The organism is Paracoccus sp. Z118, assembly GCF_019061185.1.
GTDB lineage: Bacteria > Pseudomonadota > Alphaproteobacteria > Rhodobacterales > Rhodobacteraceae > Paracoccus.
Genome location: NZ_JAHQZU010000003.1, coordinates 207,519 through 220,525, shown reverse-complemented (window position 1 = coordinate 220,525; position 13,007 = coordinate 207,519). Strand labels below are relative to the sequence as shown.

Here is a 13,007-nt window from a genome sequence, read left to right as displayed (position 1 = left end):
CCGAATCGCGGCGGCGCGTCCGGCGGGTTGGCAGGGTTGGCTTATGCCCCACCCCATTAATGAAGCATTGATCTGGATCAACCAATAGTGCGTTCTGAAAGGGTAGTTGGGGGGGCGACAGGTTGTCGCGCATGGCCGGCAGGAGGAATTCATGGGATACAAGACGATTCTCACGGTGATCACGGGCGACCAGCAGGACGCCCAGCTCGACGCGGCGGTCGAACTCGCCCGGCGCGAGGACGCGCATCTGGACGTCTTCTGCATGATCGTGGACCAGACCCAGACCGGCTATTTCTATGCGGGCGCCTCGCCCTATGTCTTCCAGGAGGCGATCGACCGCGCCATGGCCTCGGCCGAGGCGCTGGAAAAGCGCACGCGCGCCCGCCTCGCCGCCGAGGATATCCGCTGGGGGGTCGAGGCCGCGGTGGCGCAGCTTGGGGGGCTGTCCTCGCTGGTGGGGATGCGGGCGCGGTTCGCGGATGTGGCGGTGCTGTCGCGACCCTACGGCGCGGCGGCCGCGGCCGAAGGCAGCGCGGTGGTCGAGGCGGCCCTGTTCGAGGGAACCTGCCCGGTGCTGGTGGTTCCCAGCGCGGGCCTGCCGCCGACCCTGGGCCGGCGCATCCTGATCGGCTGGAATCAATCGGGCGAGGCGCTGAACGCCGTGCGGCGGGCGATGCCGCTGCTGAAATCGGCCGACGCGGTGGAGATCGCGGCCGTCGATCCCTCGCCGCACAGCCCCGAAGGCTCGGACCCCGGCGGGGCGCTGTGCCAGATGCTCACCCGCCACGGCGTCAAGGCGAGCATTGCGGTGCTGGCCAAGACCCTGCCCTCGATCAGCGAGATGCTGCTGAAGCGGGCGCAGGAAACCGACGCCGACATGCTGGTGGTCGGCGCCTACGGCCATTCGCGCTTCCGCCAGTCGATCATGGGCGGGGCGACGCGCAGTCTGCTGGAAAAGACCACGCTGCCGACGCTGATGGCCCACTGAGGGCGCGCGCAGGTCGGGGGCCGGGTCAGCCCGCCGGGGCGGTCTCGGCCCCGTCGCCGCCGCTTTCGGCGACCAGTGCGGCGCAGTCGGGCACGATCACGTGCCGCGCCCCTTCAAGGACGATGATCCCGTCGCGCCGCAGCGCGCTCATCTGCCGGCTGACGGTTTCCAGCGTCAGCCCCAGGTAATCGGCCATGGCCTCGCGGCTCAGCGGCAGGACGATCCGGGCCTGCCCGTCCGGCCCCCTCGCGCCGCCCCGGCGGGCGAGGATCGCCAGCAGCGAGGCGATCTTCTCGCGCGCGGTCTTGCGGCCCAGCAGCAGCATCCATTCGCGGGCGGCGTCCAGCTCGTCCATCGTTATCTCCAGCAGGCGCGACGACAGCGCGGGGGTGGAGAGCAGCAGATCCTCGAACGTGCGGCGGCGATAGCAGCACAGCAGCAGGTCGGTCACGGCGGTGACGGTGTAAGCGGCGGTCTGGCGGCGCGGGCGGCCAAGGAAATCCGAGGGCAGCAGCAGCCCCACCATCTGGGTGCGCCCGTCCTCCATCGTCTGGGTCATGGCGGCGACGCCATCGACCACGGTGCCCACGAACTCCATCCGGTCGCCCGCCCAGGCGATCACCTGCCCGGCCTGGTAACGGCGGTAGTATTTCAGCGGCTCCAGCCGGCGCATGTCATCCACGTCGCAGAGCGAGCAGACCGCGCGGGGCCGCAGCCGGCAGTCGGCGCAGGAATGGTCGGCGCGGAAGGCGGCACTCGTGAAGTCCTGATTGATCTGGGTCAAGTAGCGCCTGCCTTTCCTGCTGTAGGAGCTAGTCCCATGGAACAGGAATCGCAACTCACCCGGCTTGGGCTGTTTGACGCACGTGTCCCGCGTTACACCAGCTATCCGCCATCGCCGCATTTCACCCCGGCCATCCGGGCGGACCGCTTCACCGACTGGGTGCAGGCGATCCCGGAAGGGGCGGCGATCTCGCTTTACATGCATGTGCCGTTCTGCCGGCGGCTGTGCTGGTTCTGCGCCTGCCGCACGCAGGGAACCCAGTCGGACGCCCCGGTGCGGGCCTATGCCGACATCCTGCTGGCCGAGCTGGAGCTGCTGAAGGCAAACCTCGCGCCCGGCGTCAGGCTGTCGCGACTGCACTGGGGCGGCGGCACGCCGACGCTGATGCCGCCGGACATGATGCGCCGCATCGCGGGCGCGGTGTTCGACGCCTTCCCGCTGGCCGAAGGGGCCGAGTTCTCGGTCGAGATCGACCCGTCCGAGATCGACGAGGCCCGCATGGACGCGCTGGCCGAGGCGGGGCTGAACCGCGCCAGCATCGGCATCCAGGACTTCGATCCCGCCATTCAGGCCGCCATCGGCCGCGAGCAGAGCTACGAGATCACCGCCCGCGCCGTGCAGATGATCCGCGACCGGAACATCCGCTCGCTGAACGCCGACATCCTCTATGGCCTGCCCCACCAGACGCCCGAGCGGATCGCCGAGTCGGTGCAGAAGGTCATGTCGCTGTCGCCCGACCGGATCGCGCTTTACGGCTATGCCCATGTGCCGTGGGTGGCCAAGCGGCAGGTGATGATCCCCGAGGATACCCTGCCCGACCCCCACGCCCGGCTGCGGCTGTTCGAGGTCGCCCGCGACCTGCTGGCCGCTGACGGCTATGACGAGATCGGCATCGACCACTTCGCCCGCCCCGGCGACGGGCTGGCCGTCGCGCAGAAGGCCGGGCTGCTGCGCCGGAACTTCCAAGGCTACACCGACGATCAGGCGCAGGTGCTTGTCGGGATGGGTGCGTCCTCGATCTCCCGCTTCCCGCAGGGCTATGCGCAGAACGCCCCGGCGACCGGCGCGCATGTGAAGGCGATCGGCGAGGGCCGCTTCTCGACGACGCGCGGGCACGAGTTCTCGGCCGAGGATGTCTGGCGGGCCCGGATGATCGAGGCGCTGATGTGCGACTTCGAGATCCGCGCCGAGGAGTTCATGCAGGACCACGGCTTGACCGCCGCCGCGCTGGCGGACCTGTTCGCCCCGGTGAAGGCGCAGTTCGGCGACATGGTGACGGTGGACGAACGCGGCCTGTCGATCCCGGAAGCGGGCCGCCCCCTCACCCGGATGATCGCGCGCATGTTCGACGGCTACGAGATGGAATCGCGCAGCCACAGCCCCGCCATCTGACGGACCGCCCGATCCGGCCTGCCACGCGCGGGGTTGCGCGTGGCGAGCGCCTTGCACAGTATCCCGCCGCCGGCGGATCGGGCTTTCCGATCCGACGCGACGGAGAGACGGATGCCGGACTTGTCGCCAGCGATGATGGGTTTCCTCGGCGCTTTCGCCGCCGGGTTCTGCACCACCATCGGCGCGCTTCCGGTGCTGCGCGGGCATACCTTCACGCGCGGCTTCCGCGACCTCGCCCTGGGCTTCGCGGCGGGGGTGATGCTGGCGGCATCGTTCTTTTCGCTCATCATTCCGGGGCTGCACGCGGCCGAGGGGATGCATGGCGACGGCCCGGTCCCCGCGCTCATCATCTGCGTGTCGATCCTTCTGGGGATGGGCGCGGTTCACCTGATGAACGAACACCTGCCGCACGAGCATTTCCGGCTGGGCCGCGAAGGCCCGCCCTCGGCCTCGCTGCGGCGGGTCTGGCTGTTCGTGATCGCCATCACCATCCACAACTTCCCCGAAGGGCTGGCGGTCGGCGTCGGTTTCGGCGCGGGCGGGATCGAGGGCGGGCTGCCGCTCGCCATCGGGATCGGGCTGCAGAACATCCCCGAGGGGCTCGCCGTCGCCGTCGCCCTGATGGGCGAGGGCTACACCCGCAATCGCGCGGTCGCCGTCGCCGGTCTGACCGGCATGGTCGAGCCGCTGGGCGGCCTGATCGGCGGCGCGCTGGTGGCGATCGCGGCGCCCTTCCTGCCCTGGGGCCTCGGCTTCGCGGCGGGCGCGATGCTCTATGTCATCAGCCACGAGATCATCCCCGAAACCCACCGCGCGGGCCATCAGAACAAGGCGACCTTCGGCCTTGCCGTCGGGCTGGTCCTCATGCTGTTCCTTGACGTGACGCTGGCCTGACCTCTGCCCCTTTGCGCCCGCGCCCCCGCCGTGGCAGAACGGCGCGGATGCGAGAAGGGGAATGCCGATGACCAACGATAAAACCCTTGGCGCCGCCGCCGCCTTCGGCAAGGGCAGCCACCTGCACCTGATCGACGGCTCGGCCTTCATCTTCCGCGCCTATCACGCACTGCCGCCGCTGACGCGGAAATCCGACGGCCTGCCCATCGGCGCGGTCGCGGGGTTCTGCAACATGCTGTGGAAATACCTCCAGGAAGCGCGCGGCGACGAGGCTCCGACCCATGCGGCGGTGATCTTCGACCACTCGGCCCGCACCTTCCGCAACGACATCTTCGGCGACTACAAGGGCAACCGGCCCGAGCTGCCCGAGGATCTCAAGCCGCAATTCCCCCTGACGCGCGAGGCGACGCGCGCCTTCAACCTGTCCTGCATCGAGATCGAGGGGTTCGAGGCCGACGACATCATCGCCTCGCTCGCCTGCCAGGCGCGGAATGCGGGCGGGCGGGCGACGATCATCAGCTCCGACAAGGACCTGATGCAACTCGTGGGCGACGGCGTCGAGATGCTGGACCCGATCAAGAACAAGGCCATCGGCCGCGACGAGGTGTTCGAGAAGTTCGGCGTCCCGCCCGAGCGGGTCGTGGACGTGCAAGCGCTGGCCGGCGATCCGACCGACAACGTGCCGGGCGCGCCCGGAATCGGGATCAAGACCGCCGCGCAACTCATTCAGGAATACGGAGATCTTGAAACCCTGCTGGCGAGCGCCGAGCAGGTCAAGCAGCCCAAGCGCCGCCAGACGCTGATCGATCATGCCGAGCAGATCCGCATCTCCAAGCAACTGGTTCAGCTCGACTGCGACATGACGCTGGATTTCAACCTGGAAAGCCTGGAGCTGCGCAGCCCCGATCCGATGGCGCTGATGGAGTTCCTGAACCGGATGGAGTTCCGCACGCTGACCAACCGGGTGGCCGAACGCTTCAAGGCCCCTCCGCCCGAGGTCGCGCCCCCCGCCCCGGTGGGGGATGCGCCCGAAGCGCCCGAGTTTCCCCCGGTGGACTGCGCGTCCTACGTCACCATCCGCGACGCCGACACGCTGCGGACATGGCTGGACGCGATCCGCCAGCAGGGGGCGTTCGCGCTAGACACCGAGACCACCAGCCTCGACGAGATGCAGGCCGAGCTTGTCGGCATCTCGATCTGCCCCGGCGTGGGCATGGCGGCCTATATCCCGCTGGGCCATGTCGCGGGCGAGGCCGACCTGTTCGGCGGCGGCAGCCGCGCCGAGGGGCAGATGGACATGGACGAGGCGCTGGCGCTGCTCAAGCCCGTGCTGGAAAACCCCGCGATCCTGAAGATCCTGCATAACGCCAAGTATGACTGGAAGCTGCTCGCCCGCCACGGCATCCGCGTCAGCCCCGTCGATGACACCATGCTGATGAGCTATGCCCTGAACGCCGCGCTGCACAACCACGGCATGGACGAGCTGGCCGACCGCTATATCGGCCACCGCTGCATGCCGATCAAGGAGCTGATCGGCTCGGGGAAAAGCCAGGTCACCTTCGCGCAGGTGCCGATCGACAAGGCCACCGCCTATGGCGGCGAAGATGCCGAGATCACCTGGCGGCTGTGGCAGATCTTCCGCCCGCAGCTTCCCGCCGCCGCCGTCACCACCGTTTACGAGACGCTGGAACGCCCGATGATCGAGGTACTGGCGGGGATGGAGATGGCGGGCGTGCTGATCGACAGCCAGCATCTGCGCACCATGTCAGGCGCCTTCGCGCAGAAGATGGCGGCGCTGGAGGATGAGGCCCACGCGCTCGCCGGCGGCAGGTTCAATCTCGGCTCGCCCAAGCAACTGGGGGAGATCCTGTTCGGCCAGATGGGGCTGGCCTCGGGCCGCTCGGGCAAGTCCGGGGCGCTGTCCACCGCCGTGGACGTGCTGGAGGATCTGGCCGCCGAGGGGCAAGAACTGCCGGCGAAGATCCTCGACTGGCGGGCCATGTCGAAGCTGAAATCGACCTATACCGACGCGCTGCCGACCTTCGTGAACCCGGAGAGCGGGCGCGTCCACACCAGCTATTCCATCGCCGGAGCCTCGACCGGGCGGCTGGCGTCCACCGATCCGAACCTTCAGAACATCCCCGTGCGGACCGACGAGGGCCGCCGCATCCGCGAGGCGTTCGTCGCCCCGCCCGGCAAGCGGCTGGTGTCCCTGGATTACAGCCAGATCGAACTGCGCATCCTCGCCCATATCGCCGACATCCCGGCCCTGAAACAGGCGTTCCGCGACGGCATCGACATCCACGCCATGACCGCCAGCCAGATGTTCGGGGTGCCGGTCGAAGGCATGGACCCGATGATCCGGCGGCAGGCCAAGGCGATCAACTTCGGGGTGATCTACGGCATCTCGGGCTTCGGCCTCGCGCGGAACCTGCGCATTCCGCGGGCCGACGCGCAGGCGTTCATCGACACCTACTTCAAGCGCTTCCCGGAAATCCGCGCCTACATGGACGAGACGGTGAAGAACGCCAAGCGCGACAACTTCGTGCGGACCCTCTTCGGCCGCCGGATCAACACGCCCGGCATCAACCAGTCCGGCCCGGCGGCGGGCGGGGCGAAGCGGGCGGCGATCAACGCGCCGATCCAGGGGACCGCCGCCGACATCATCCGCCGCGCCATGATCCGCATGGACCGCGCCATCGAGGGCCTGCCGGCAAAGATGCTGCTGCAGGTCCATGACGAGCTGGTGTTCGAGGCCGACGAGGACGCCGTGGACACCCTCGTCGCCCGCGCGCGCGAGGTGATGGAGGGCTCGGCCGCCCCCGCCGTGCATCTGTCGGTGCCGTTGGTGGTAGACGCGGGCCACGGGCTCAATTGGGCCGAGGCGCATTGATGGGGCATTCGCACGGGCATCGGCACGGCGATTCCCACGCGCACGGGGCGGATCTCGGCGAACGCGGGCTGCTGTGGGCCGTCGTCATCAACCTTGCGCTGACCGTCGCGCAGATCGCCGGGGGGTCCATTGCGGGATCGGTCGCATTGGTCGCGGACGGGGTGCATAACCTCAGCGACGCGATGGCGCTGTTTCTGGCCTTCGGAGCGCGGAGGTTGGCGCGGCGGTCTGCCACGCCGCAGATGAGCTTCGGCTGGGGCCGGGCGGAAATCCTCGCGGCCTTCGTCAACTACATCGCGCTGATCGCCGTATCGCTCTGGCTGATGGTCGAGGCCGTGGGGCGACTGTTCGACCCGCCGCAGGTGCAGGGCGGGCTGGTCATGGCGCTGGCGGGTTTGGCGCTGGTGGTCGATCTGGGGACCGCCTGGCTGACGATGCGGCTTGCGAAGGAAAGCGTGAACATCCGCGCGGCGTTCCTGCACAACCTCGCCGATGCCGGCGTGTCGGTCGCGGTGCTGATCGGCGGGGCGCTGATCTGGGCGTTCGGCTGGCAGATCGCCGACCCGGTGCTGACGATCCTGATCTCGGTGGTGATCCTGTGGCACATCCGCGGCGACATCGTGCCGATCCTGCGGATGCTGATGCTGGGGGCACCTGCGGGCGTGGGCCTTGAGGCGATCCGGGGCGAGTTGACCTCGGTTCCCGGCGTGCTGGACGTCCACCATCTGCATGTCTGGCAGATCGACGAGCGGCGGCTGTCGGCGGAAATGCACGTCGTCATGGCCGAGGATGCCGACCTTTTCGCCGTCCGCGACGCGGTCAAGGCGCGGCTGGCGGAGCGTTTCGGCATCCGCCATTCGACCGTCGAGGTGGAAACGCCCTCAAGCGGCTGCGCGGATGATACGGCGCAGGCTCATCCGCATGACCACGGCCCCGCGCATCGCCACTGACGGATCAGTGCCCCAGCGCGTGCTCGCGGTCGATGACGAAGCGCTTGTCGCAATAGCCGCAATCGACGAAGCCCACATCGGGCGAGATCGCCATCCACACCAGCGGATGACCCAGGCCCAGCTCCTCGTCGCCCACGCAGCTCACCTTCCATGTCGTCACGACCTGCGTTGCCGGCGGGGCGAGCGGCTCGGCTGCCGGGTCCTGGTTCGTGGAGAGCGAATCTTCCGTGGGCATGGCGTGCGACATTCAGGCGGCTCACTTGTGCATGCGGGCGAAGCCCGGTTTAAAGGACGCGCCATTCTAGCCAACCCGCCCGGCTGAACAAGGCCGCCCAGCCGATGAGACGCCCATGCCCCCCGCCCCCACGCATCCGCAGAACGCCATCCAGATCACCGCCATGCGCAAGACCTACGCCGCCGAAGGCCGCGCCCCGGCGAAAGAGGCGCTGCGCGGCCTTGACCTCGCCATACCCGCCGGCTCGATCTTCGGGCTGCTGGGGCCGAACGGGGCGGGGAAATCGACGCTCATCAACATCATGGCGGGGCTGGTCAACAAGACCTCCGGCCGGGTCCAGATCTGGGGTTACGATCAGGACGTGAACCCGCGCCAGTCCCGCGCCGCCATCGGCGTCATGCCGCAGGAACTGAACATCGACCCGTTCTTCACCCCCCGCGCCAGCCTCGAGGTGCAGGCGGGGCTTTACGGCGTGCCCAGGCGCGACCGCTGGACCGACGAGGTACTGGAACTGGTCGGGCTGACCGAACAGGCGGAAAGCTATACCCGCCAGCTTTCGGGCGGGATGAAGCGGCGGCTGCTGCTGGCCAAGGCGCTGGTCCACAAGCCGCGCATCCTCGTTCTGGACGAACCGACGGCGGGCGTGGACATTGCCCTGCGCGAGATGCTGTGGACCAACGTCCGCCGCCTGAACGAACGCGGGATGACGGTGATCCTGACCACCCATTATCTGGAAGAAGCGCAGGAGATGTGCGACGAGATCGCCATCATCGACCACGGCTCGGTCGTCGCCCATGACAGCACGTCGAGCCTGCTGGCCCGCGCCGAGACCAAGACGCTGGTCGTCGATCCGGGCGAATGGGCGGGCGATCTGCCGCCCCTGCCGGAAGGCGTGAAAGCCGAGCGGCGCGGGAACGGCACGCTCGCCCTCAGCTACGCGCCGGGGCAGATGCAGGCGGACCAGATCATCGACCGCCTGCGCGCGGCGGGGGTGCCGATGCTGGACCTGCAGACGGAACAGCCCGACCTTGAGGACGTGTTCCGCCAGCTGACCGGCTGAGCGTCAGGGGCGCGAGACCATCCGGCCCATATTGTTGCCGCCCAGCAGGTGCAGGTGGAAATGCGGCACCTCCTGCACCCCGTCCTCGCCGGCGTTGGTGATGGCGCGGAAGCCGTTGCCGCCGCTCTCGGGCGCGATCCCCTCCTGCCTGGCCACCTGCGCGACCAGACGGTTGAAGGCCACGATCTCGGCGTCCGAGGCCTTCGCGGCGAAATCGTCATACGCGATGTAGGGCCCTTTGGGGATCACCAGCACATGCACCTTCGCCTGCGGGCGGATGTCGCGGAAGGCCAGCGCGTGTTCGTTCTCGGCCACGGTGTCGTTCGGGATCTCGCCGCGCAGCATGCGGGCGAAGATGTTCTGGTCGTCGTAGCTGGTGGTCATCGAAGGGTTCCTCCTCAATCGGCAAACAGATGTTCGGTCTCGGCCAGCCGCTGCGCAACCTCGTCGTCCACGCCGAGGAACGCGGCCAGCGTCCGCGCCGTTTCGTCCAGCGGCGCCTGCCCCGAGACGATATGCAGCACCGGCAGGTCGAGATCGCGGATCCGCTCGGCCTCGTGTTCCAGCGCGCTGCGGACAGCGGGCACCAGCCGTGCGATCGTGCCCTCGGCCGCCGCGTCCGATGCAAGGCCCGCGCGGCGGATGTGACCGCGGATGTAATCCTCGTCAAAGTCGGATTCGATCAGCAGGACGCGCACATCGGCCCGGTCGTTCAGGAAATCCTGCACCAGCCCCAGCGCCGCGGGGTCGAGGCAGATCACCAGCCGCTTGCGGTCGAACTGCTTGAACAGCATCCGCAGCAGCGCCCGGCGGTGGCGTTCGCGCTTGGCGACGGTCGTCTCGATCCCGCCCATGTCGGGCAGCGCGGCGTCCTGCTCGTTGAACAGGTAATCGACGGCGGCCAGCCCGGCATGGTCGCGGATCGCCGCCGTCAACCGCTTGGCGACGTGCCATTTCTTGCAGACCACCATCATCAGCGTCCGGTCGCGGCCGAGGTTCCCCTCGGCTTCCCAGAAGCGTTCCCCGAAGCGGTGCCCGATGCGGCCCCGCTGGGTCAGGAAGCGGTAAAGCCCCGTCGCCTCGTTCGAGATCGAGAACGCCGTATCCTCGGCCTGCCACAAGGCTCCGAGCCGCTGGCGCAGCTCGATCGCGTCAGTGCTGATCTTGCGGGCGAACAGGAAATCCTGCCCCAGCAGCAGGTCGTAATGGTCGTTGTAGAACGTCACCGGCATCCCGTAGTCGGTGAACATCAGGAAGGTCAGCGTGCGCGAGCGGATCTCGCGCTTGGGCACCACATGCGGCACCAGCGTCTGGAAGAACGTCTCGTCGGGAATCCAGGTCGTGGCGAAGAACCGCATCACGTCGGGGCGGCTGTCGCAGAACTCCAGCACCTTCTCGACCGTCTGGCGGCGCAGGCACCACCATTGCGAGCCGATCATCACCTGGATGTCGTCGGGCACCTTGCGGGTCAGGCCCAGCCGCTTCTGCAGCTCGTAGCTGCCATAGAACAGGCGAGGCCGGGTGCGCTCGTTGAAGAAGAACCGATAGATCAGCCGCTCTTCCTTGAAGCCGGTCTTGATCCAGTCGCTGGCGAAAAAGTCGAAGTTCTCGATGTAGTCCACGTCCTCGGCATCGAGGAAGTCATGCGCATAGGCGGCCGACTTGATCGGCATGCAGTCGCCCGAGAGCATGTAGAAATGGGTGGCGTGGGGGAACGCCTCGACCGCCGCCCGCACCGCCTGAAGGCTGGCCGCCACCAGCGACCATTCGCCCCAGCCGCATTTCAGCCGGCGGGCGGCGAATGTCACCCCAGGGTTGTCGCGCAGCGCCTCGTAGATTGTGTCGAAGTCGGCCTGCTTCGCGCGGGCGTCGAAATGAATCGAGACGTAGTCGCCCGACTCCGTCAGCCGGCGGGCCTGCGCGATCAGCCCCTTGGGGTCCTTGTGCGTGAGCAGGATGAAGGCGATCCGTGCCATCGCTCATGGCCTCGCGCGTTGCGGAAGTGGTCAAAAAAACGCCTGGGGCCGTTGCCCGGCCCGCCGCGATCTGCTTTGAGTGCATAGCGATTTCCGCCCTGTGGGCAACCCGGTCCCCCGACGAATGGAACGACGATCATGAACTTTCCCGGCACCTGGATGACCGAAAGCGGCAGCCTCGTCTATCGGGTGGTGCCCAAGTGTGCGTGCTCGTCCATCGGGCAGATCATGTATCACTCGGACAACGGCCGCTACTTCGACGGCGACATCCACGATTCAACCGAAGGGCTGCACAAGTGGAACCAGCCCGACAGCCAGGAGCCGATCCGGCAGGCGGTGCTGGCCCGCAGCGCGCAGACCTTCACGGTGGTCCGCAACCCCTATGCGCGCGTGCTGTCGTCGTTCTTCGACAAGATCTGCGGCATCCAGCGCAACGGCAAGCGCTATCGCGGCAATCTGGTGCCGCAGCTGATCCAGCGCTACGGGATCGAGGTCGGCTCGCCCGAGGATGACTTCGACTTCGACCAGATCACCTCGTTTCGCCGCTTCCTTCTGTTCGCGCGCGACACCATCCGCTGGCGCCGGCCGATGGAGCCGGACATCCACTGGTCGGCCATGTCGGGCCATATCGCCACGTTCATCGTGAATGGCGGGCGCTATGACAGCATCTTCTATACCGAGGATTTCAACGGCGGCATGCGCAAGGTGCTGGACAAGGCCCCGCTGCGCCACGACCTCGACCTGGACGCGGTGCCGCGCTTCAACGAATCCGAAGGGCACGGGCCCAAGCGGGCGCACAAGGTCAGCGAGTATTTCGACGACCTGTCGCAGCATCTGATGTGGGAAATCTACAAGCGGGACTTCCAGCTGTTCCGCTATGACTTCGACAATCCCGACAACAAGATGCCCAAGGGCGAGGTCGATCTGGACGAGGTGCATCGGAAGCTGGGGCGGTAACGGCGAGCCTTCCCGGCATCCCTTGCCGCAGTCCCGCTGAAGGAAACGGGCCACAAGCCCGTTTCCGTGCGGTCGTTCGAAGTCAGCACTCCAGAGGGACGCGCCAGCACGGGTGGGCGTGAACGCGCCCGCCAAGCGGCGGGCGGGCGCGTCCCGGTCCGCTTTGGGCGGACCGGGGGATCAGGCGGATAGCAGCGATTTCAACATCACTCGGGCTTCGCGGCCCGTCGCAGCGAAGCGTCCTAACCCGCGATCCGCTCCACCTCGTCCATGACCAGCACCTGCGCCCGTTCCGGCGTCAGGCTCTGGTCCAGCACCGCGCGCAGCCATGCGCCGTCGATCAGCGCGCCCAGCCTGTCGGCGAGCAGCGCGGCATCCTCGCAGCCAAGCCCCCGCAGCGCGTGGATCAGGTTCGACCGCAACCGCCGGTGATAGACATGCAGCAGCCGCGCCGCCTGTGGGTCCGCCGGGGCCAGCGCATAGAAGTTCAGCCAGGCCGACACCGTGGGATGGTCGAAGTTCCCCCCGGCCAGGCTTTCCCGCACGATCGCCCGCAACCGCTCCGCCGGCTCGGACGTTTCCGACAGGGCGGCGCCCACGCCGTCGCCATAGACGGACATGATGTGCCGCATCGCCGCCAGGAAGATATCGCCCTTCGAGCCGAAGTAGTGATGGGCCAGCGCAGACGACATCCCCGCCTTGGCCGCAATCTCGGCGACGGTCACGTCCAGCGAGCCGGAACGGCCCACCGTGTCGATTGTGGCATTGATCAGCGCCGCCTTTCGGATAGGTTCGGCCCCAACTTTGGGCATGACGGAACCCCCGGCAAAATCAGACCTGCGCCGATTCTCTTTAGCCCGCTGTTTATTGACTCGTCA

At 67.8% G+C, this 13,007-nt stretch carries 12 protein-coding genes; 7 read left to right on the top strand and 5 right to left on the bottom strand.

Features of this window, described 5'->3' with window-relative positions; all coding sequences use genetic code 11:
* Nucleotides 1–151: 151 nt before the first annotated feature.
* Nucleotides 152–988, top strand: a complete 837-nt coding sequence (locus tag KTN05_RS03895; protein WP_217328060.1) for a universal stress protein — start codon at nt 152–154, stop codon at nt 986–988.
* Between the two features lie 25 nt (nt 989–1,013).
* On the opposite strand, the gene fnrL is transcribed toward KTN05_RS03895, so the two are convergent.
* Nucleotides 1,014–1,772, bottom strand: a complete 759-nt coding sequence (gene fnrL, locus KTN05_RS03890) for a transcriptional regulator FnrL (protein WP_254367966.1) — start codon at nt 1,770–1,772, stop codon at nt 1,014–1,016.
* Between the two features lie 36 nt (nt 1,773–1,808).
* On the opposite strand from fnrL, the gene hemN reads away from it, so the two are divergent.
* The 4 genes from hemN to KTN05_RS03870 all read left to right on the top strand — a co-directional run bounded on the left by hemN (nt 1,809) and on the right by KTN05_RS03870 (nt 7,901).
* Nucleotides 1,809–3,164, top strand: coding sequence for an oxygen-independent coproporphyrinogen III oxidase (hemN, locus tag KTN05_RS03885; RefSeq protein ID WP_217328058.1), 1,356 nt, complete (start codon nt 1,809–1,811; stop codon nt 3,162–3,164).
* Nucleotides 3,165–3,275: 111 nt separating this feature from the next.
* Nucleotides 3,276–4,058: a ZIP family metal transporter gene (locus KTN05_RS03880; RefSeq protein WP_217328057.1), complete on the top strand. Its 783-nt coding sequence runs from the start codon at nt 3,276–3,278 to the stop codon at nt 4,056–4,058.
* Nucleotides 4,059–4,125: 67 nt separating this feature from the next.
* The gene (gene polA, locus KTN05_RS03875; protein ID WP_217328056.1) at nt 4,126–6,951 is read left to right on the top strand and encodes a DNA polymerase I; all 2,826 of its coding nucleotides are present in this window, start codon (nt 4,126–4,128) and stop codon (nt 6,949–6,951) included.
* Nucleotides 6,951–7,901: a cation diffusion facilitator family transporter gene (locus tag KTN05_RS03870; protein ID WP_217328055.1), complete on the top strand. Its 951-nt coding sequence runs from the start codon at nt 6,951–6,953 to the stop codon at nt 7,899–7,901. The genes polA and KTN05_RS03870 overlap by 1 nt, the downstream gene beginning before the upstream one ends.
* Before the next feature lie 4 nt (nt 7,902–7,905).
* Here KTN05_RS03870 and KTN05_RS03865 read toward each other — a convergent pair whose 3' ends face one another.
* Complete coding sequence (locus KTN05_RS03865) at nt 7,906–8,136, bottom strand: zinc-finger domain-containing protein (protein WP_217328054.1); 231 nt, start codon at nt 8,134–8,136, stop codon at nt 7,906–7,908.
* A gap of 115 nt (nt 8,137–8,251) precedes the next feature.
* Here KTN05_RS03865 and KTN05_RS03860 point away from each other — a divergent pair, with 115 nt between their 5' ends.
* A complete protein-coding gene (locus tag KTN05_RS03860) occupies nt 8,252–9,196 on the top strand; it encodes an ABC transporter ATP-binding protein (protein ID WP_217328053.1) in 945 nt (314 codons plus the stop codon).
* Nucleotides 9,197–9,199: 3 nt separating this feature from the next.
* Here the strand turns inward: KTN05_RS03860 and KTN05_RS03855 are convergent, their stop codons facing one another.
* Together KTN05_RS03855 and KTN05_RS03850 are read right to left on the bottom strand one after the other, a co-directional pair.
* Nucleotides 9,200–9,580: an HIT domain-containing protein gene (locus tag KTN05_RS03855; protein WP_217328052.1), complete on the bottom strand. Its 381-nt coding sequence runs from the start codon at nt 9,578–9,580 to the stop codon at nt 9,200–9,202.
* A 14-nt stretch (nt 9,581–9,594) separates the two neighbouring features.
* On the bottom strand, nt 9,595–11,172 hold the full coding sequence (locus tag KTN05_RS03850; protein ID WP_217328051.1) for a DUF5928 domain-containing protein: 1,578 nt from the start codon (nt 11,170–11,172) through the stop codon (nt 9,595–9,597).
* 138 nt (nt 11,173–11,310) lie between these two features.
* Here KTN05_RS03850 and KTN05_RS03845 point away from each other — a divergent pair, with 138 nt between their 5' ends.
* Nucleotides 11,311–12,129 (top strand): sulfotransferase family protein, encoded by an 819-nt coding sequence (locus tag KTN05_RS03845; RefSeq protein WP_217328050.1) that lies wholly within the window; start codon nt 11,311–11,313, stop codon nt 12,127–12,129.
* Nucleotides 12,130–12,371: 242 nt separating this feature from the next.
* Here the strand turns inward: KTN05_RS03845 and betI are convergent, their stop codons facing one another.
* Nucleotides 12,372–12,941 carry a transcriptional regulator BetI gene (gene betI, locus KTN05_RS03840; RefSeq protein ID WP_217328049.1) on the bottom strand — a complete coding sequence of 190 codons (570 nt, stop codon included), beginning with the start codon at nt 12,939–12,941 and terminating at the stop codon, nt 12,372–12,374.
* Nucleotides 12,942–13,007: the final 66 nt, after the last annotated feature.

Excerpts from the sequence above, each read along its gene's own strand:
- KTN05_RS03895 (WP_217328060.1), top strand. The coding sequence starts at position 152 with ATGGGATACAAGACGATTCTCACGGTGATCACGGGCGACCAGCAGGAC.
- hemN (WP_217328058.1), top strand. The coding sequence starts at position 1,809 with ATGGAACAGGAATCGCAACTCACCCGGCTTGGGCTGTTTGACGCACGT.
- KTN05_RS03880 (WP_217328057.1), top strand. The coding sequence starts at position 3,276 with ATGCCGGACTTGTCGCCAGCGATGATGGGTTTCCTCGGCGCTTTCGCC.
- polA (WP_217328056.1), top strand. The coding sequence starts at position 4,126 with ATGACCAACGATAAAACCCTTGGCGCCGCCGCCGCCTTCGGCAAGGGC.
- KTN05_RS03870 (WP_217328055.1), top strand. The coding sequence starts at position 6,951 with ATGGGGCATTCGCACGGGCATCGGCACGGCGATTCCCACGCGCACGGG.
- KTN05_RS03865 (WP_217328054.1), bottom strand. The coding sequence starts at position 8,136 with ATGCCCACGGAAGATTCGCTCTCCACGAACCAGGACCCGGCAGCCGAG.
- KTN05_RS03860 (WP_217328053.1), top strand. The coding sequence starts at position 8,252 with ATGCCCCCCGCCCCCACGCATCCGCAGAACGCCATCCAGATCACCGCC.
- KTN05_RS03855 (WP_217328052.1), bottom strand. The coding sequence starts at position 9,580 with ATGACCACCAGCTACGACGACCAGAACATCTTCGCCCGCATGCTGCGC.
- KTN05_RS03850 (WP_217328051.1), bottom strand. The coding sequence starts at position 11,172 with ATGGCACGGATCGCCTTCATCCTGCTCACGCACAAGGACCCCAAGGGG.
- KTN05_RS03845 (WP_217328050.1), top strand. The coding sequence starts at position 11,311 with ATGAACTTTCCCGGCACCTGGATGACCGAAAGCGGCAGCCTCGTCTAT.
- betI (WP_217328049.1), bottom strand. The coding sequence starts at position 12,941 with ATGCCCAAAGTTGGGGCCGAACCTATCCGAAAGGCGGCGCTGATCAAT.